This is a genomic window from Tumebacillus flagellatus (assembly GCF_000714935.1).
Taxonomy (GTDB): Bacteria; Bacillota; Bacilli; order Tumebacillales; family Tumebacillaceae; genus Tumebacillus; species Tumebacillus flagellatus.
Genome location: NZ_JMIR01000027.1, coordinates 14399 through 31563, shown reverse-complemented (window position 1 = coordinate 31563; position 17165 = coordinate 14399). Strand labels below are relative to the sequence as shown.

Genomic DNA, 17165 nt, shown 5'->3' with positions numbered 1-17165 from the left:
TTCAAGTACATACATAGGAAGAGAGGGAATCTCATGTTTTCCGTTCAAGCATACAGTGGTACCAAAGAAGAAAATTACGCGTTGGTCATCAGCCAACTGGAAGCTCTGATTGAGGGCGAGACCAATTTGATTGCCAACCTGTCGAACGCTTCGGCGTTGTTGAATCTGTTTTTGCAAGAGATCAACTGGGTCGGCTTCTATCTTCTGGATTCGAACGACGAACTGGTGTTGGGCCCGTTCCAAGGTCTGCCCGCCTGTGTTCGCATTCCGCTCGGCCGAGGGGTCTGCGGCACGACGGCCGCCAAGCGCGAAACGATCGTCGTCCCGGATGTTCATGCATTCCCCGGACACATCGCCTGCGATGCCGCTTCCCGTTCGGAGATCGTGGTGCCGATCGTTCAGGGAGACAAGTTGCTTGGCGTTCTGGATATCGACAGCCCGATCCCGGACCGCTTCGACGAACTGGACCAAAAATATCTTGAGCTGTTCGTGCAAGCGCTCGTGAAACACATTCAAGCCTAAGTTCTCATTATTGCTTAGGAAATAAATCGCCGACTTCCACATGGGGTGGAGGTCGGTTTTTTCGCGTGATGATGCCAAGCTTTTGATGTTGTTTTTGGCTCCGTTTGGATGTATGCTGGAATGTGAAATCTATCGGAATCAAGTCTTTTTTTGTAAAAATTCTACGAGACTTTTGAAATACCGGGAGGATGGAATTTAACATGAGTTTGCGGGAGAGATACCGGCAGATCGAGTCGGTGACGAAGTACAGCAACTATTACTTAGGAAAGTGCTACACGTGGCTGTCGATTCCGGTCACAGACGCAGCTGCGCGTCTCGGTTTGCACCCCAACCATATGACGTTGATTTCGCTCGTGCTCGGCTTGACCGCGTGCGGTTTTTTCTACCAAGGCTCGACGGCAGCACTGATTCTCGGCGCTGTGATTCTCTATGTCTCGTACGTCCTCGACTGGTGCGACGGACAATTGGCGCGCCACACGGGCAAGATGAGTCCGTTTGGCGGCTGGCTCGACCAGATGTGCGACCGCATCAAGGAATTCGCGTACGTCACGACGCTCGCGCTCGGCTACTCGCGCACGCACGACGGCGCGACGTCCGTCTATCTCTGGGCGCTCGGCGCGCTGTTCTTCCTGTTCCTCTTGGAGTACTACGGCCAGATGAACCGCGCCATCCCGCAGCCGGGCGCTGATCAGCAAGCGGCTGCGTCTGTCGGTCCGGTGCTCGGCCGTCCGACCGCGGGCCGCCGCAAATTCGTCATCGACTTCTCCATCGACGAACAGTACGCGTTCGTTGTGCTGGCGAGCGCAATCGTCGGCGGGTACTGGACGCTCGTCGGGATCGTCGTGATCTCTGCTCTGTTTGCGATCTACAAACCGCTGAAAGCGTGGAAATCCTATTTTTCTATGAAATGAGGTCTCGGGCATGAAAGCAGTCATCCTTGCAGCCGGCGACGGCGAACGATTGGCCCCGATTACACAAACTCTTCCCAAGGCGTTGTTGCCGATCGGTTCGGAAACCATCCTCTCCCGCCAGATTCGCCAGTTGGCGAACCTCGGCGTCACGGAAGTAACCGTTGTCATCGGCTACGAAGGCCAAGCGGTCCGCGAACATCTCGCGGCGTCGAACCCGCCGGTCACCGTGCACATCGTCGAAAACGCCCGTTACAAAACCACGTCCACCGCGTACTCCGCGTGGCTGGCCGCGAAATTTGTGCAAAACGACTCGTTCTTCCTGCTCGACGGCGACGTGGTCGCGGAAGACGCGGTGTTTGAAGCTCTGCTGAACTTGACGGCGAACACGCTGCTCTACGAAGCGAAGTCGATTTCCTCACCGGAAGAGATGAAAGTCACCGTCGAGAACGGCAACGTCTACCTGAACAAAAACATCCCCTCCGACCGCTCCCAAGGCGAGTTCGTCGGCATCGCGTATGTGAATGCGGACGCGAATGAGGCGTTTTTTGCAGGGCTTGAGAAGCACAAGGACGGCTATTACGAGGAAGCGTTCAACGAGATGGCCGCCGCGCATCCGTTTGTGCTGCAACCGGTCGAGGAGAACACTTGGATCGAAATCGACTTCGTGACCGACTACCTGCAAGCCGTTCGCCTCTTCACGGAAAAAAGAGAAGAACACGCAGCTCCGCAGGTCTCCGAGCAAGTCTTGCTCTGTCCGGGCCCGGTCATGGTCTCCAAAAAAGTCAAATCCGCGCTCCTGCACGCCGACATCGGCCACCGCGAGACGGAATTTATCGAAATTCTCACCCGTTGCCGCGCCAAGCTCAACAAAGTCTACGGCGCGACGCAAGATTATACGAACGTCATCCTCACCGGCTCCGGCACCGCAGCGAACGAAGCTCTGCTTTCGTCCTACGGGCCGGGCAAAAACCTGCTGATTCTCTCCAACGGCGAGTTCGGCAACCGCTTGATCGACCTCGCACGCTGCCACAACTTGACCTATACGGCGCTGGAATTCGGCTGGACGAAACCGATGGACCTCGTCAAAATCGAAGAGACGGTCGCAACCGGCAACTTCGACGCGTTGATGATGGTGCACCACGAAACGTCGACCGGCATGCTCAACCCGATCAACGAAATCGGCGCGCTGCTCAAAGCGCACAACGTCGAGTTCCTCGTGGACGCTGTGTCTTCCATCGGCGCCGAAGCGTTGAACGTGGAGAAAGCGAACATCACGTTCTGCACCGCCTCGGCGAACAAAGCGCTCGCGTCGCTGCCGGGCCTCGCGTTTGTCTGCGGCAAGCGCAGCGCTTTCCAAGCGCTGCAAGGCAAGCCCGCGCACACCCGCTACCTCGATCTCTACCGTCACTATGAGTTTGAGGAACTGCACTATCAAACGCCGAACACGCCGGCCGTCTCGCTGTTCTACGCGCTGGAAACGGCGCTTGATGAATTGCTCCAAGACACGCTGGACAAGCGCATGCAACACTACGGCTACCTGTCGTCGCTGATCCGCAACCGCTTGAAGAAACTCGGCATGAGCTTCCCGATCGAGGAATCCCGGATGTCCCGCGTGTTGACGACCGTGTACTACCCGTCGGGCGTCGACGTGGAAGGGTTCCACGAATGGGTGAAACAGCACAACTATGTCATCTACCGCGGCAAAGGCCCGCTGCTCGGCCGCGCGTTCCAAATCGCCAACATCGGCCATGTCCGCGAAGAGCATGTGCTGGCGTTCCTCGACCTGATGGAGCGCGGATTCCGGATGAAGCAAAGCGACGCAACGGCTGAAGCGGCCGCAGCTCGCGAATAGGAGTGGAGAGAACAATGAAACTGGTTATCCTAGTAGCAGGCGTCGGTTCGCGCCTGCGCCCGCTGACCGACACCATGCCGAAATGCTTGGTGCAGGTCGGGAGCAAGTCGATTTTGGAGCGTTTTCTGGAAGGGGCCGAAGAGACGGGCGCTTTTTCCGAAGTCGTTCTGATCACCGGCTACCTGCACGACCAAATCGCGGCGTTTGTGGACGCTTGGTCGCAAAACCACAACACGCCCGTGCGCCTCGTGCACAACGAGCGCTATGACGAGACGAACAACGGCTACACCTTGCTTTGCGCGCAAGAGTTCCTGCGTGACGGCTTCGTGCTGACCGACGGCGACCTGTTGCTCGACAACGAGATTCTCCGACGCGTGGCGGCTCATCCGCACAGCCATCTGGCGGTGGATATGCAGTCGAAACTCGACGAAGAGGCGATGAAGTTCGTCCTCGACGAGCACGGTCATGTCACGGAACTGAGCAAGGAGATCTCTGTGGAGCGGGGCTTGGGCGAATCGCTCGGCTTGTGCAAGATGAACGCCGAGGACGTGCCGAGCATCGTCGACCACCTCGCCAAACTGGTCGAGCAGGGCGAACTGAACGAATACTACGAGCGCGCGTTCCAAGAGTTGATCCGCGAAGGGTGGAAACTCGGCGTGGTCGACGTCGGCGATCTGCGTTGGGTGGAAGTCGACGACCACAACGACTTGGAACGGGCCAAGCAGTTTTTCGCGTAAAGCATCTCTGCACTCTCTGCAATCACGTTGTACAGGCTATGTACATCAGGGATCGGGGGAAACGCGAATGGCAGGACGTTACTTTCTCGGAGTGGAAGTTCCGGCGGACGTGTGCGGCCCGGAACTGATCTCCCTGCAAAAACGGCTGGAGCCGCACTTGGATCTCAAACGCTGGTACCGACCGGAGCAGATGCACCTCACCTTGCAGTTCATGGGCAATCTCGACGGCGGGCAAGTGGCGAAGCTGATCGAGTTGGCGGAACCCGCCGTCGCCGGGCACGCGCCGTTTGAACTGGAACTCGGTCATGTCGGATGGTTTGCGCGCGCCAAAGTCGTTTGGTGCGGCGTGGATCGGGACATGGAGGCGTTGCAACGCTTGCAGAAGAGCGTCGTCACGGCGCTTTCGACCTCGTTTGACGTGGAGGGTTTCAACCACGGCGAGTACCGTCCGCACATTACGCTGGGGCGGTTGCGCAGCGCCGACGCCAAGTTTCGTCCCGAATCGGCAGGCAATCCGCCGTCCGGGCTGCGTTGGCGGGTCGAAGGCGTGCATCTGTTCGAATCGGTCTCCACGGGCCCGTCGGGGCCGGAGTATCCGATTCGGCACACGTTTTCCTTGCAGAAGTAAAAAAGGAAGTGAAAAGCAGGCGGGGCGGAGAGCCCTCGGCCTGCTTTTTTTTGCGTGGAAGGGGGAAGGTTTCGCCTCGCGCCGTGTCGAAGTTAGACAAAAGCAGTACATACCAGATCAAGAAAGAGACATGAATTCAAGCAAGGGAAGGTGATTGGGTTTATGAAGAAGAAAATGCGGATTCCGCTGCGGCTTCGAACAGGGGTCACGAACTCCATTGTGGTGTTTTTTCTGATCTTCATCTGTGTGACTTGCTATCAGATTTTCGGAGAGTTGGAGCAGCAGACGAACACGATCGTCACCGATTCGATACCGACCGGAACGGCGGCGCATAATCTGTTGACCGATCTCGTCGATATGGAAACGGGCGTGCGCGGGTATGTGATCACCGGCCAAACCGATTTCCTGGAACCGTACCAAAACGGCCTCGCCCAACTGGATCAAGATTTGGCGACGATCCGCCAACATGAGGGCGATCATCCGATCATGAAGGACCTCGTCGAAGTGCAGGCGATGCCGCACATCGACAAGTTGAAACTGTACTTCCAAAGCCAGATCAACCTCGTCAAAACCGGCCAAGTGGAAGCGGCGCGCACGCATATCAACGACGGCAAAGAAGCGATGGATAACTTCCGCGGGCTCTACACCAAAATCAACGCGGACATTGAAAAACTGACCGCCGACTCATGGGAAGACAGCAAGACCGCGACCCAGCATGCCCGCCTCTACATTTGGGTGATCGGCCCGCTGGCGGTGGCGGCCGCGCTGATCCTCACGTTCGTCTTGATCCGCACGATTTTGACGCCGATTCGCAACGTCAACGCGCAACTGGAAGAGATCGCGTCGGGGGACGGCGATCTCACCAAGCATCTTCGCATCAAAAACAACGACGAGATCGGCGACTTGGCGGGCGCGTTTAACCGCATGGTCGACAACTTGCGCGGGCTGGTGGAGCAGATTGCGATCTCGGCGGAGCAAGTGGCGTCGTCGTCGGAAGAGCTGAACGCGTCGGCCGACATGACCAAGGCGGCGACCGAGCAAATTTCCGGCACCATCGTGGAAATTGCCGAAGGGGCGGACCATCAAGTGCGCAGCGTCAACGACTGTGCGGCGGAGATGGATCAGATGTCTTCGGGAGCGCAGCAGATCGCGTCCAGCGCCAACCATGTTTCGCAGATGGCAAACCGGACGTCGGAGATTGCGACGGCGGGCAATGACGCGATTCGTTCGGCGGTTCATCAGATGAATTCGATTCACAGCACGATTGAGGAGCTGTCCGGCGTCGTGCAGAAACTGGGCAAGCGTTCGGAACAGATCGGGGAAATCATCGGCGTGATCACGTCGATTTCGGCACAGACCAACCTGTTGGCGCTCAACGCGGCGATTGAAGCGGCGCGCGCCGGGGAGCAAGGGCGCGGGTTTGCCGTGGTCGCGGACGAAGTTCGCAAACTGGCGGAGCAGTCCAGCGCGTCGGCGCAAGAGATCGGTGAGTTGATCCGCGCGATTCAGGACGAGACGAATCTCGCGATCCTTTCGATGGAAAAAGGCACGCAGGAAGTGGCGACCGGCATCTCTGTTGTCAGCGAAGCGGGCGCTTCGTTTGAGCAGATCTTCGAATCGGTCACCGAAGTGGCGCAGCAGATCCAAGAAGTGTCGGCGGCGTCGCAGCAGATGTCGGTGGGCACGGTGCAAGTGGCGCAGCAGTTTGAGATGATCTCGCAAGTCGCCGAAGGGGCGGCATCCGGCACGCAAAACGCCTCGGCCGTCGCCGAAGAACAGTTGGCGGCGATGGAAGAGATCGCGACGTCCGCCGCTACGCTCGCGAAACTCGCGGAAGAACTTCAACGGCTGGTCGGTAAGTTTTCGTACTAACTGCAAACGACGAAAAAAGACCCGCTCAGGCATGGGCGGGTCTTACTTGCCTGTTTGGCAGGCTCTACTCAAAAAAAGACCCGCTCCCGTGAGCAGGTCTTTTTTCATACTCTGTTCTTACCCTTGTTGCTTCTTCGCGTGCTCCTTCTCCAGCACGAACAGCAAGCCTTGCGCGTTCAGGCGGATGTCGAGCTCGATGCCGCTCAAGTCGTGCACGTGGTGACCGTGCGCGGCGAGGTCGGTGCGGATGTACTCGCGGATGCGTTCGGCGAGGTCTTCCCACGGGAGCCCCGGACGGAACATCTCGCGGGCGAAGTCGTCGTAGTCGGCGACCGTTCGAAGCGTCCGCTCAAACGCGTACGAAGCAGGTTCCGTCGCCCCGAAATGCGTGTGGTAGATTCGCTCCGGGTTCAACGCCCGCAGTTTCTCCACCGTCCGGAACACCGCTTCCCGGTCAAACTCCGACGGCGAGGTCGACGGGAACAAGCAGGTGAAGTCCCAGCCCGTCAACTCCGGCACGTAGCGGATCGAAACCGTGTCGCCCGTGAAGATCCCCTGCGAGCCGCTGTCGTGAATCGAACAGTGGTGGCGCGCATGTCCCGGCGAGTCGTAAAACGTCAGCGTCCGCCCGCCGAGGTCGAGCGCTTCGCCGTCTTCCATCGCCCGCACGCGCTCCTCTGCCACCGGCAAAATCTTGCCGAAGATGCGCTCCAAGTCGTCGCCGTACACCGCGCTCGCCCCGGCGATCAATCGCGTCGGGTCGATCAGGTGGCGGGCGGCGCGCGGGTGGCACAGCACCGTCGCGTTCGGGAAGTTCGGCAGGATGTAGCCCACACCGCCGGAATGGTCGAGGTGGATGTGCGTCACGATCACATAGTCGATCTCCTCCGGCTTGATGCCGAGCACGTCCAAACTGTCGAGGATGTTCTGCGCCGCGTGCGAAGAACCGACTTCAAACAGCGCGGTCTTGCTCTCGCCGCGCACGATGTACGCCGCCGTGCGGCCGAGTTCGCCGCCTTCTTCCAAATCGATCAAATGAACGCCGTATCCGAGATCTTGCGGAGTCGTTTTCATGTTGGAAATCACCTCATCCTGCGTTCGGCGCCCTTAAGCGTCAAAACGCGAAGTCTTCAGATCAATGTTCGCCCCGTGCTTGATGCGCGGCGCCGAAGAAGGCAGCAACGCGATCTCCTCCGGGCGCGCTGTATACCGGGAGATGTTCAAGAGAATCCCCATCATAAACAGCTTAAACACCAACGACGTCCCCCCGTACGAGATAAACGGGAGCGGCACGCCGATGACCGGCAGCAAACCGGATACAGACCCGATGTTGAAAAAAACCGCCATCGCGATGACCGACGTGATCCCGATCGCGACCAATTGCGCAAATTTATCCTGCACGTTCAACGCGATGTGAATTCCGCGCCAGATCACGACGCCGTACAGCACGATCAGAAACAGACCGCCGATCAGCCCCCACTCCTCCGAGAAGATCGCGAAGATAAAATCGGTGTGCGCTTCCGGCAAGTACGAGAACTTCTCAATCGAGTGACCCAAACCGCGCCCCGTCCATCCGCCGGTCGAGATCGCGAACAACGACTGCACGATCTGGTAGCCGTCGCCGTCCATGTGCTTGAACGGATCGAGATACGCCCAGATCCGGTCGCCGCGATAACCCATCAACGCCAGCGGCACCGACGTGATGATGGCGAGCAACATGGTGTTGCGCAAGTGTTTCCACGGCACGCCCGCGACGAACATGATCAGAAACGGACCGCCCGCAAACGTGATCGCCGTGTCCATGTCCGGCTCCAAGATGATCAGCCCGAAGCCGATCACCACGAGGATGACCGACGGCCAGAACGACGCTTTCGGATCGGAGACGCGGTCGCCCTTTTTCGTGAGCAGGTAGGCGAGGTAGAGGTTGATCGTGATCATCGCGATCTCTGTCGGCTGGAATGAGAACGGCCCGAGCGAGATCCAGCGGTAGGCGCCGTTGACGTTCATCCCGACGCCTGGAACGAACACCATGACCAAAAGGAGATATGTAACCAACAGCATCGGACGCGACAGTTTGTACCACATCTGATAGTGGGTGTTCATCGCAAACAACATCCCGAACGTCCCGATCACAAAAAACATCAACTGTCTCAGGAAATAGTAGTTCGGCGTGTCTTGCATTTTGTATGCGTAGATCGCACTGGCGCTGTAGACAGCCACCAACCCGATCATAGCCAAAAGGATCACGACGAGGAACAGTACGAAATCAGGTCGGTGTCTTGTTACTTTCATGCGTGGCCTCCAGATTGTTCATGTCTTACCAATACTTCGACATTCGAACCGACAACCCTTTTGGAATCTGCTATAATAGCGGAAGTCTACTTGAATCAGAAAGGGACCATGTCGCGATGAACGATACCAATTTACACCCGTCGCCCTCATTTGCAGAAGCGTGGGCCCGCTCTCGTGCCTACGGGATCGACCCGAACACGCTGCCTTCCGTCGCTCCCGTCCCGGCTGCCGACTTGCAATCCCGCATCTTCGCCAACCGACTCTTGTTGGAATCGGCGCTTCCTTATATTGATCATCTCTACCGCACGGTGGAAAGCGAATGCATCGTCGCGGTTTGCGATGCGGACGGCGTCTTGCTCGCCACGCGCGGCGAACGCTTGCCCGACGCGCTGCTCAGACAACACACCACACCCGGCATGATCTGGTCGGAGCAGGTTTTCGGCGCCAACGCCCTCGGCACGGCGCTCACGGAAGACCGTCCGGTGCACATCGTCGGACGCGATCACTTCTTGACCGACCTGCAGGGGATGTCCTGCGCCGCCGCTCCGTTTCATGACGACAACGGCCGCGTGATCGGAGCGCTCGCCATCGCCGCGTACAAAACGGAACACTCCCCGTATATGCTCGGCACCGTGCTCTCGGCGACACACGCCATCGAGCACGCGATGAAGCTGAAATCGGAGCACTACCGCACGTTGCTCCTGCAAGAGAAAATCTCCGAGACGTCGAACCACTTGATCTTGATCACCGACGCCGCGGGCAACATCTTGCACCGAAACCAAGCGGCGCATCTCCTGATGCCGATCAACGGCCCGCTGCGGCTGCAGGATGTTTTTTCCGAAAAAAGCGCGGCGTGGATCGCTCTGCAAGAACAGCGCGACCTCACCGATTTTCACGAAAAATGGCTCCATCCCGCGACCGGAGCGGAGCATCATCTGTTCTGGGACGCCCGCTGGGTGATCGACCCGCTCGTGAAGCAATCCGCGCTGCTCTTGGTCGGGCGGGACATGACGAGCTACGTTCGTCTGGAGCACAACTTGCGCCAATCGGAGCGGCTGTCGACGATGGGCATGTTCGCCGCCCAGATCGCGCACGAAATCCGCAACCCGGTCGCCGTGATCAAACTCGCGATGCAGTTAATGCTCGGGCAGGAAGATTTTTCCGAAAAGTCGGAGAAAAAGGGTCGGATGATCCTCGGCGAAATCTCCCGCATCGAAGGTCTCGTCAACCACTTCCTCGACATCTCGCGCCCGCAAAACCCGAACTTCGCCGAGTGCAACCTCCTCGAACTGTTGCAGGGCATCTGCAACTTGATGCAAGGCGTGTTCCGGGAAGCGAACTTGCGCTTGGTGGAGCACTACGAGGACGTCGGTGCGATTCAGGCGGACGCGGATCAGCTGCACCAAGTGATCTTGAACCTGTTTCGCAACGCTATCGACGCCACGCCGGCGGGCGGGATGGTCAAGTTGACCGTCCGGCGAGCCGAAGAGCCGGACGGGGTGATCATCGAAGTCCGCGACACGGGCCAAGGCATTCCGGAAGACCGCCTGCAAGACATCTTCGAGCCGTTCTACACCACCAAGAGCAAAGGCACCGGGCTTGGGTTGCACAACTCCAAGTCGATCATCGAAGCGCACGGCGGAGACATGGAAATCCAGAGCGAAATCGGACAGGGGACACTCGTTTCGATTTGGTTGCCCGCACGCCACGAGGAAGCTATACTAGACTAGGATAGTAGTTTCATGGATTGGAAGGAGAAACCGCAGATGAGCGAAACTTTCGATATCAAAGCGCTGCTCAAGCGCACCAAATTGAACCCGGTGCAGAAGATGGGCCTGACCTCCCGCTTCAAGGACCGCGCGTTCCCGGCTCCGGCTGAATCGGACAACGTCTACGAAGTGGCGTTCGGCCAAAACATCATCTATATCCGCGCTGCAGAGGGCGGCCTCGTGCCGGATGAGATGGACACGGTGGCGGACGTTCTGCAACGCGCACGCAAAAACGAGCAGAAAGCGATGCTCGACATGCTGGTCGTCATCCAAGTCTTCCCGCTCGCGCCGGAAACTGTGGCCACTCTGATCGAAGAGTGGAAGGAAAACGGCGTCGAATCCAAACTCGTCAGCGGCCCGGCACTGGCTGCGGCGGCGGAGTAATGGTTGGGGCCCGCTTCTGGACATAGTAAAAGCATGCAGCGATGCATGCTTTTTCTTACATGCGCCGCATAGATTGTCCAGAGAGGGGTCCCGTTCGATGCGCAAATTTGTGTGGATGATGGTATGGTCCGTCACGTCGGTGCTGGCGATCTACCTCGCCGGTGAATGGTTCAACACCTTGCTGCCGGAGTGAGGAGCGCTTGCGTGCGAATGTTTTTTGATCATCTGATGGGGTGATTTCAATCGATCAATGGATACAGTTCCTCGACCACTACGGGTACATTGGACTGTTCATTTTGCTGCTGTTGGGGATTGTGGGAATTCCGCTGCCGGACGAGACGCTGCTTTCGTTCGTCGGGGTGATGGTCCACAAAGGACATATGAATTTCTGGGGCGTGTTGGTCGCCGCGGTGCTCGGCAGCATCTGCGGCATCACGCTCAGTTTCTTGATCGGACGATTTGTCGGATACGGGGTTGTCACAAAGTTTGGACGGTTCTTGCATTTGACGGAAGAGCGCTTGCTGAAAATTGAGCGCTATATGGAGCGATACGGGCGTGTCATGTTGTTTTTTGGCTATTTCGTGCCGGGATTTCGCCATGTGACGGCGCTGACGGCGGGCGTGACGCAGATGAAGTACCGGATCTTCGCTCCGTTTGCGTACATCGGCGCGCTGGTGTGGGCGCTGACGTTTCTGCTCTTGGGCGAATATGTCGGGCACCGCTGGCGGATGATTGAAGCGATCGTCTACCCGTTCCGCTATTGGATCATCGTGATCGTGTTGCTGTCGTTGCTCGCGCCGATCGTCTACCGCGTGATAAGAAAGCGGCGTTCGGCAAAACTAACCTCTCAAGGTGTACCACCCGAACCGAAGGAGTGAATCGCATGTCAGTGAGCTTCCGATCTTTTTCCGTGGACGTGCACAGCCCGCACTTGCCTGTGAAGGAAGTGGCGTTGAAGGAATGGGCCGTCTGCATCGAAGGGATCGCCGCCGGCGACCAGACCGTGCTGATCCGCAAGGGCGGGATCACGGAAGAGACGCGGGAATTCCGCTTGGAGGAGCAATCGTTCTACCTCTATCCGACGTATGAGCACCAACGCGCCGACCTGATCAAGCCGGGCTACCAAGACGTGCTCGCCAAGACGCTGGAGGGACGCGAACTGCCGCCAAAGCAAGTGACGATCACGCACGTCGGACATGTCACCGACGACATCGTGATCAAGGACGACGCGGAGCTGCTCAAGAAGTTCGACGCGTATCACGTGATGACGCACAACTACGCCGAAGAGCGCTTGAATTGGCAATCCGACCGACCGCTGCATATCCTGCTGCTGCGCGCGTACCGATTGACGAATCCCAAGACGATCGACGTCTCTGCGGACTACACGGGCTGCAAATCGTGGATCACGCTCGCCGATCCGATTCACGACACCGATTTGGAGCCGGTGATTTCGACGGAGCGCTACGAAGAGCTGCGCGAAGAGATCCTGCGCAGCGTGGGGCTGTGGCACGAACACGACCCGCGCGCGAAACACGGTTCGCACAGCTGAGGAGGGCCGCCGCCCGCCGAAGTGGCGGTGAAAGCGCATCCAGAGCGCGCGTTTGATTGAAGGGGTAACGGGAGAGAGAAACGGGGGAGCACCGCTATGCCGGAGCGCAAGAGCAAGATCAAGCCGTACCTGGACCTGCACCGTCCGATGGTGTTGGCTCACCAAGGGGCGTCGGGTCACGCGCCGTCGAACACGCGGGAGGCGTTTCAACTCGCCGTGGAGATGGGCGCCGATGCGTTTGAAACCGACGTTCATATGACGAAGGACGGCCATGTTGTGCTCAGTCACGACGACACGGTCGACCGCCTGACCAACGGCACAGGCGCGATTTCCGCCAAGACGCTGGCGGAGCTTAAAGCGATCGATTTCGGGTACAAGTTCAGCACGGATGGAGGTCGAACGTTTCCGTTTCGGGGCAAGGGCGTGACGATCCCGACGCTCGACGAAGTCCTGACGGAGTTTCCGCACATCCGCGTGAACATGGACATCAAGCAGAAGACCCCGCCGATGGAGACCGCTTTGGTCGAGACGATCAAGCGCCACCGGGCGCAAGACCGCGTGCTGGTCACGTCGTTTCACACCGTGACGATGCAGCGCTTCAAGCGCCTCGGCATGAACGGGGTCGCGACGTCGGCGAACACGCGCAACATGGTGGAGTTCGTCGCGTATTGGCGCTGCGGGCTGCACAAGTTCTACAAGCCGCCCGTCGACGCGTTTCAAGTGCCGGTCTCGCAGTACGGCATCAAAGTCGTCACGCCGCGCTCGGTGCAAATCGCGCACGACCACGGCGTGAAAGTGCACGTTTGGACGATCAACGACGAAGCGGAGATCGCCAAACTGCTGTCGTGGGGCGTGGACGGCATTTGCAGCGACTACCCGGACCGCGTCGTCAACGTGATGCGCGAGATGGGTCTGTGGGATTCTTAAAAAAGGAAAGGGCCGGCAAGGAGTTTTTCCTGCCAGCCCTTTTTTGATACAATGAACTCAGAATGTTAAGTCTTGAGGTGACCCAGATGAATTTTATGATGCTGTTGGTATTATTGATTGGGTACGCAGTGGGTTCGACTCCGTTTGCGTTCTTGGTGGGCAAGAGCCGCGGCGGAAACATCTTTGAGCGGGGCAGCGGCAATCCGGGCACCGCGAACACGCTGGCGGTGTACGGCAAAGGCGCGGCGGCGATCGTTTTGATCTGCGACGTGTTAAAAGGGTTCCTGCCGACGTTGATCGTCTTGCTGATCACCGGAGACCAAGTGTTGGCGTTCTGGACGGCGGCGGGCGCGGCGCTCGGGCATGCGTTTTCGTTCTATACCGGGTTTCGCGGCGGCAAAGCGCTGGCGACGGCGGCCGGTTCCCTGCTCGCTCTCTATCCGATTCCGCTGATCGTCGTCGTCGTGGCGTATGTGGTGCTGGTGCTGTTGATTCGCTACATCTCGATTGCGACCACGATCGTGATCGCGGGCGCGGTGGTGTTCTTCCTCTGCATCGACCAGCCGCTCGGCAGCACGCTGGCGCTCTTGGTGATGGTCGCGGGGATTCTCTACCGACACCTGCCGAACTTTGAGCGCCTCTACTTGCGCAACGAACCGAAGATCGGGCATAAGATCGAAGAGATTCATCTGGAGCGTCTGCCGCGTGAGAAGCAGGCGATGATCAAAGTGGTGTATTGGCTGGCGGCGATCGTGTTCATCGCAATCGTGTACTGGGTCAAAGCGTAACGGATTTCTGAAAAAAGGCCTCGGGCGCAGACTGAACTGTGCCGGGGGCGTTTTTTTACAGGTGGGGCAGGAAAAAAGTTCCTGTTTGGCGAACTCCAGTTCGAACAGCAAAGGGGGAGTTGCACAGATGACGACGACGCGGTTGACGGTGCTGCATACGAATGATTTGCACGGGAATTATGAGGCTTGGCTGAGACAAGTCGCGGTGCTTAAAGCGAGACGGGCGGAGTTGGAAGCGGCGGGCGAGTGTGTGTTGGTCGTCGATGCGGGCGATCATCTGGACATGAGCGTCAACGAGTGCCTCGCGACGAAGGGGCGGTTGCATCTGCGGATGTTGGAAGAGGCCGGATATCACGCGCTGGGCATGGGCAACAACGAACTGTTGCGCTCGCGGCCGGAGGAGATTCGAGAGCTCTCCGAGAGCACGAGCCTGCCGTTTCTGCTCTGCAACTTGCTCGAAGGCGACGGGTCGGTGATCGGGAACATGCAGGAAGCACTCGTGCTCGAACTGGCACCCGGCGTGCGCGCGGGGCTGTTCGGGACGACCGACCCGTTTGAGACGACGTACGAGATGAAGCACGGGTTTCGCAATGTCGACACGGTGGAAGCGGCGCGTGCGGCGATTGCGAAGTTGCAGGCGCAGGGCGCGAACGTGATCGTCTACGTCTCGCACATGAGTTTGGAAGCGGACCGCGAACTCGCCAAAGCGCTCGCTCCGAACGTGCACTTGATCATCGGCGCGCACTGTCATACGGCGATGCAGGAGCCGGAAGTTGTGGACGGCGTGGTGATCGCGCAAGCCGGGGCGTTGGGCAAATGGGTGGGCGAAGTGTCTCTGGAAGTGGAGGTCGAGTCTGCGCGGGTCGTTTCGTACCAAGGCTGTTTGCATCCCGTCGAAGCGGACGGCCCGGTCGATCCGGCACAAGCGGCGTTGCTGGAAGCAGGGCGGCGCGAGGCGGAGGCGTTTTTTGCTGAAGTGTTGTTCGAATTGGAGTCGCCGTGGTCGCATGAGCAACTGGTGACGGCGATTGCGGACGGTATGAAACACCGCTGGGAAGCGGAAGTCGGGTTGATGTTCGGCGCGGCGGCGACAGAAGGGCTTCCCGCGGGGCCGATCACGAAAGGCATGGTGTTTGAGCGCGTGCGCAGTTTGATCCTCTCCGGGTCACTGGAGATGCAAGGGCACCAGTTTGCCGGGTTGTTGCGCGAATCGCAGGACCCTGCGATCACCGAGCGACCGCGCGGCGGGAACGGGTTCCGTCCCGCAGGCATCCAGATGGGCAAGATGCACTTCTCCGGGTTGACGTGGGAGGAGCAGGACGGGGAGTTCGTGAATTTGCGCGTCAACGGCGAGCCGCTTGATCCGGAGCGCTGGTACACGGTGGGCGGCGGGAATCATCTCGCCTACCCGGACATCTGCGGCTACCCGTCGCTGGCGGGGACGAAGCATCTGGACTTTGTGCAGTTTGTGTATGTGCGCGATGATTTGATTCCGTATCTGCGGACGCTGCGTCAAGTGGGCGCCGCGAACGCCTCATGATGGAGAAAAAACCCCTCGTCTGTCTACAGCAGACGGGGGGTTTTGCTTTCGCGGGTTTGGTGTTTGCTCGCCCGCCAGAAGAACAGGGACGCGAGCAGCAGGGCGATCGGCATGACGGCAAAAGCGGTGGTCAGCGAGAATTTGTCGGAGATGTAGCCCACGATCACCGGGCTCGGGATGTCGCCGAGCAAGTGCATGGTGAACATCGCAAGCGCGTTTGCCGTGTTCCAAACGCTGGCGTCGGTGACGTCGAAGATCAACGCCGCCGCGACGCCGACATGCCAGAGCATGAAGAACGCCGAGAGGAAGAACAGGATCAGGGAGTGGAAGATCAACCCCAGCCACAAGCAAAGGGCCGATGCGGTCATCGCCAGCACCAAGGTGTACGCGCGGCCTCGTTTGTCGCGCTTCTGCCAGAAGTCCGCGACCCAACCGCCGATCGGGGCTCCAAGCAATCCGGCTCCGACTTGCAGCGCGCCGGCGAGCATGGTGGCCGTGCCGAGTTCATAGCCGAGTTCGCGCTGGAAGAACGTCGGGACGAACAGCACGATCGCGCCGAACGCAAACGAGATGCCCGCGTAGCCGAGCGTCGCCCAGAAGAACGCGCGGTTTTGGATCAGGGTGCCCAGTTCGCTGAGCTTGAACTTGGGGCGGGGCGGAGCGGCGGTTTTTTGCAACGGGAGTTTCCAGGCGAGGTACGCGAGGATCAATCCCGGCACACCCACGAGGAAAAACGCCCACTGCCAACCGAACTTCGTTCCGATCCAGCCGCCGAGGACGACCCCGATCGCGCCGCCGATCGGCATGCCCAAGTTGAAGATGCCGAGGATGCCGGAGCGCTTGCCCTCTTCGTACGTGCCGGAGAGGATCGTGCTCGCCGTGGAAACATACGCCGCTTCGCCGACGCCGACGAGGGCGCGGAAGAGAAACAGCGAGGCGAACGACCACGCGAGCGCCGAGGAGACGGTGGCCACCGACCAGACGGCGACGCCGATCGCCGCCACTTTATGCGGAAGCCAGCGGTCCGACCAAGCGCCAAACGGGATCGCCGTGAGCGAGTAGGTGATCATGAACGCCGTGCCGAGCAGACCGAGTGCGGCGTCCGTCAGGGTGAAGTGTTCCTTCAACAGCGGCAACACCCCGGAGACGACTTGGCGGTCGACGTAGTTGATGATGTTCATCAAGAGGAATAAGAGCAGGATTTGGGCGGGACGGACCTGTGGAGCTCTCATGGTTCAGTCTCCTTTTTGGTTGAGATCGTCTTCATGTTCTAGTGTACCATGTCTCGGAAGGAGTGGGTATCTCTTGAAGATTACGAAACCTTTACCGAAATGATAAGCAAGATTTACGCAGGGGGCTTCCGCGCTTCTTACAATGGAGGGAGGTGAGGGGGT

16 protein-coding genes are annotated in these 17165 nt (G+C 58.9%); 13 read left to right on the top strand and 3 right to left on the bottom strand.

Annotated features, from left to right (window positions below):
* Window positions 1-33 precede the first annotated feature (33 nt).
* From EL26_RS16185 to EL26_RS16160, 6 genes are all read left to right on the top strand, one after another.
* Window positions 34-522 carry a GAF domain-containing protein gene (locus EL26_RS16185; protein WP_038091170.1) on the top strand — a complete coding sequence of 163 codons (489 nt, stop codon included), beginning with the start codon at window positions 34-36 and terminating at the stop codon, window positions 520-522.
* 188 nt (window positions 523-710) lie between these two features.
* Entirely contained in the window at window positions 711-1433 is a 723-nt protein-coding gene (locus EL26_RS16180; RefSeq protein WP_081857269.1) for a CDP-alcohol phosphatidyltransferase family protein, read from the top strand.
* A 10-nt stretch (window positions 1434-1443) separates the two neighbouring features.
* On the top strand, window positions 1444-3285 hold the full coding sequence (locus tag EL26_RS23975) for an aminotransferase class V-fold PLP-dependent enzyme (protein ID WP_052036486.1): 1842 nt from the start codon (window positions 1444-1446) through the stop codon (window positions 3283-3285).
* 14 nt (window positions 3286-3299) lie between these two features.
* Entirely contained in the window at window positions 3300-4022 is a 723-nt protein-coding gene (locus EL26_RS16170; RefSeq protein ID WP_038091168.1) for a phosphocholine cytidylyltransferase family protein, read from the top strand.
* Between the two features lie 67 nt (window positions 4023-4089).
* Entirely contained in the window at window positions 4090-4650 is a 561-nt protein-coding gene (gene thpR / locus EL26_RS23970; RefSeq protein WP_052036485.1) for an RNA 2',3'-cyclic phosphodiesterase, read from the top strand.
* A gap of 162 nt (window positions 4651-4812) precedes the next feature.
* Window positions 4813-6522 (top strand): methyl-accepting chemotaxis protein, encoded by a 1710-nt coding sequence (locus tag EL26_RS16160; RefSeq protein ID WP_052036484.1) that lies wholly within the window; start codon window positions 4813-4815, stop codon window positions 6520-6522.
* A gap of 117 nt (window positions 6523-6639) precedes the next feature.
* Here the strand turns inward: EL26_RS16160 and EL26_RS16155 are convergent, their stop codons facing one another.
* The gene (locus tag EL26_RS16155; RefSeq protein WP_038091166.1) at window positions 6640-7596 is read right to left on the bottom strand and encodes an MBL fold metallo-hydrolase; all 957 of its coding nucleotides are present in this window, start codon (window positions 7594-7596) and stop codon (window positions 6640-6642) included.
* A gap of 33 nt (window positions 7597-7629) precedes the next feature.
* On the bottom strand, window positions 7630-8814 hold the full coding sequence (gene ftsW, locus EL26_RS16150; protein WP_052036483.1) for a putative lipid II flippase FtsW: 1185 nt from the start codon (window positions 8812-8814) through the stop codon (window positions 7630-7632).
* A gap of 116 nt (window positions 8815-8930) precedes the next feature.
* On the opposite strand from ftsW, the gene EL26_RS16145 reads away from it, so the two are divergent.
* The 7 genes from EL26_RS16145 to EL26_RS16115 all read left to right on the top strand — a co-directional run bounded on the left by EL26_RS16145 (window position 8931) and on the right by EL26_RS16115 (window position 15771).
* On the top strand, window positions 8931-10544 hold the full coding sequence (locus tag EL26_RS16145) for an ATP-binding protein (protein ID WP_038091162.1): 1614 nt from the start codon (window positions 8931-8933) through the stop codon (window positions 10542-10544).
* A 36-nt stretch (window positions 10545-10580) separates the two neighbouring features.
* The gene (locus EL26_RS16140; protein WP_152559291.1) at window positions 10581-10967 is read left to right on the top strand and encodes a hypothetical protein; all 387 of its coding nucleotides are present in this window, start codon (window positions 10581-10583) and stop codon (window positions 10965-10967) included.
* Window positions 10968-11200: 233 nt separating this feature from the next.
* Window positions 11201-11845, top strand: a complete 645-nt coding sequence (locus tag EL26_RS16135; RefSeq protein WP_052036482.1) for a DedA family protein — start codon at window positions 11201-11203, stop codon at window positions 11843-11845.
* Between the two features lie 5 nt (window positions 11846-11850).
* Window positions 11851-12516, top strand: coding sequence for a DUF1802 family protein (locus EL26_RS16130; protein ID WP_052036481.1), 666 nt, complete (start codon window positions 11851-11853; stop codon window positions 12514-12516).
* 96 nt (window positions 12517-12612) lie between these two features.
* A complete protein-coding gene (locus tag EL26_RS16125; RefSeq protein WP_052036480.1) occupies window positions 12613-13443 on the top strand; it encodes a glycerophosphodiester phosphodiesterase family protein in 831 nt (276 codons plus the stop codon).
* 86 nt (window positions 13444-13529) lie between these two features.
* Entirely contained in the window at window positions 13530-14231 is a 702-nt protein-coding gene (gene plsY, locus EL26_RS16120) for a glycerol-3-phosphate 1-O-acyltransferase PlsY (RefSeq protein ID WP_052036479.1), read from the top strand.
* A gap of 127 nt (window positions 14232-14358) precedes the next feature.
* Complete coding sequence (locus tag EL26_RS16115) at window positions 14359-15771, top strand: bifunctional metallophosphatase/5'-nucleotidase (protein WP_052036478.1); 1413 nt, start codon at window positions 14359-14361, stop codon at window positions 15769-15771.
* A gap of 23 nt (window positions 15772-15794) precedes the next feature.
* Here the strand turns inward: EL26_RS16115 and EL26_RS16110 are convergent, their stop codons facing one another.
* A complete protein-coding gene (locus EL26_RS16110) occupies window positions 15795-17003 on the bottom strand; it encodes a spinster family MFS transporter (protein ID WP_038091158.1) in 1209 nt (402 codons plus the stop codon).
* Window positions 17004-17165: the final 162 nt, after the last annotated feature.

Coding starts and splice junctions, on each gene's coding strand:
- EL26_RS16185 (WP_038091170.1), top strand. CDS start 34: ATGTTTTCCGTTCAAGCATACAGTGGTACCAAAGAAGAAAATTACGCG.
- EL26_RS16180 (WP_081857269.1), top strand. CDS start 711: ATGGAATTTAACATGAGTTTGCGGGAGAGATACCGGCAGATCGAGTCG.
- EL26_RS23975 (WP_052036486.1), top strand. CDS start 1,444: ATGAAAGCAGTCATCCTTGCAGCCGGCGACGGCGAACGATTGGCCCCG.
- EL26_RS16170 (WP_038091168.1), top strand. CDS start 3,300: ATGAAACTGGTTATCCTAGTAGCAGGCGTCGGTTCGCGCCTGCGCCCG.
- thpR (WP_052036485.1), top strand. CDS start 4,090: ATGGCAGGACGTTACTTTCTCGGAGTGGAAGTTCCGGCGGACGTGTGC.
- EL26_RS16160 (WP_052036484.1), top strand. CDS start 4,813: ATGAAGAAGAAAATGCGGATTCCGCTGCGGCTTCGAACAGGGGTCACG.
- EL26_RS16155 (WP_038091166.1), bottom strand. CDS start 7,596: ATGAAAACGACTCCGCAAGATCTCGGATACGGCGTTCATTTGATCGAT.
- ftsW (WP_052036483.1), bottom strand. CDS start 8,814: ATGAAAGTAACAAGACACCGACCTGATTTCGTACTGTTCCTCGTCGTG.
- EL26_RS16145 (WP_038091162.1), top strand. CDS start 8,931: ATGAACGATACCAATTTACACCCGTCGCCCTCATTTGCAGAAGCGTGG.
- EL26_RS16140 (WP_152559291.1), top strand. CDS start 10,581: ATGAGCGAAACTTTCGATATCAAAGCGCTGCTCAAGCGCACCAAATTG.
- EL26_RS16130 (WP_052036481.1), top strand. CDS start 11,851: ATGTCAGTGAGCTTCCGATCTTTTTCCGTGGACGTGCACAGCCCGCAC.
- EL26_RS16125 (WP_052036480.1), top strand. CDS start 12,613: ATGCCGGAGCGCAAGAGCAAGATCAAGCCGTACCTGGACCTGCACCGT.
- plsY (WP_052036479.1), top strand. CDS start 13,530: ATGAATTTTATGATGCTGTTGGTATTATTGATTGGGTACGCAGTGGGT.
- EL26_RS16115 (WP_052036478.1), top strand. CDS start 14,359: ATGACGACGACGCGGTTGACGGTGCTGCATACGAATGATTTGCACGGG.
- EL26_RS16110 (WP_038091158.1), bottom strand. CDS start 17,003: ATGAGAGCTCCACAGGTCCGTCCCGCCCAAATCCTGCTCTTATTCCTC.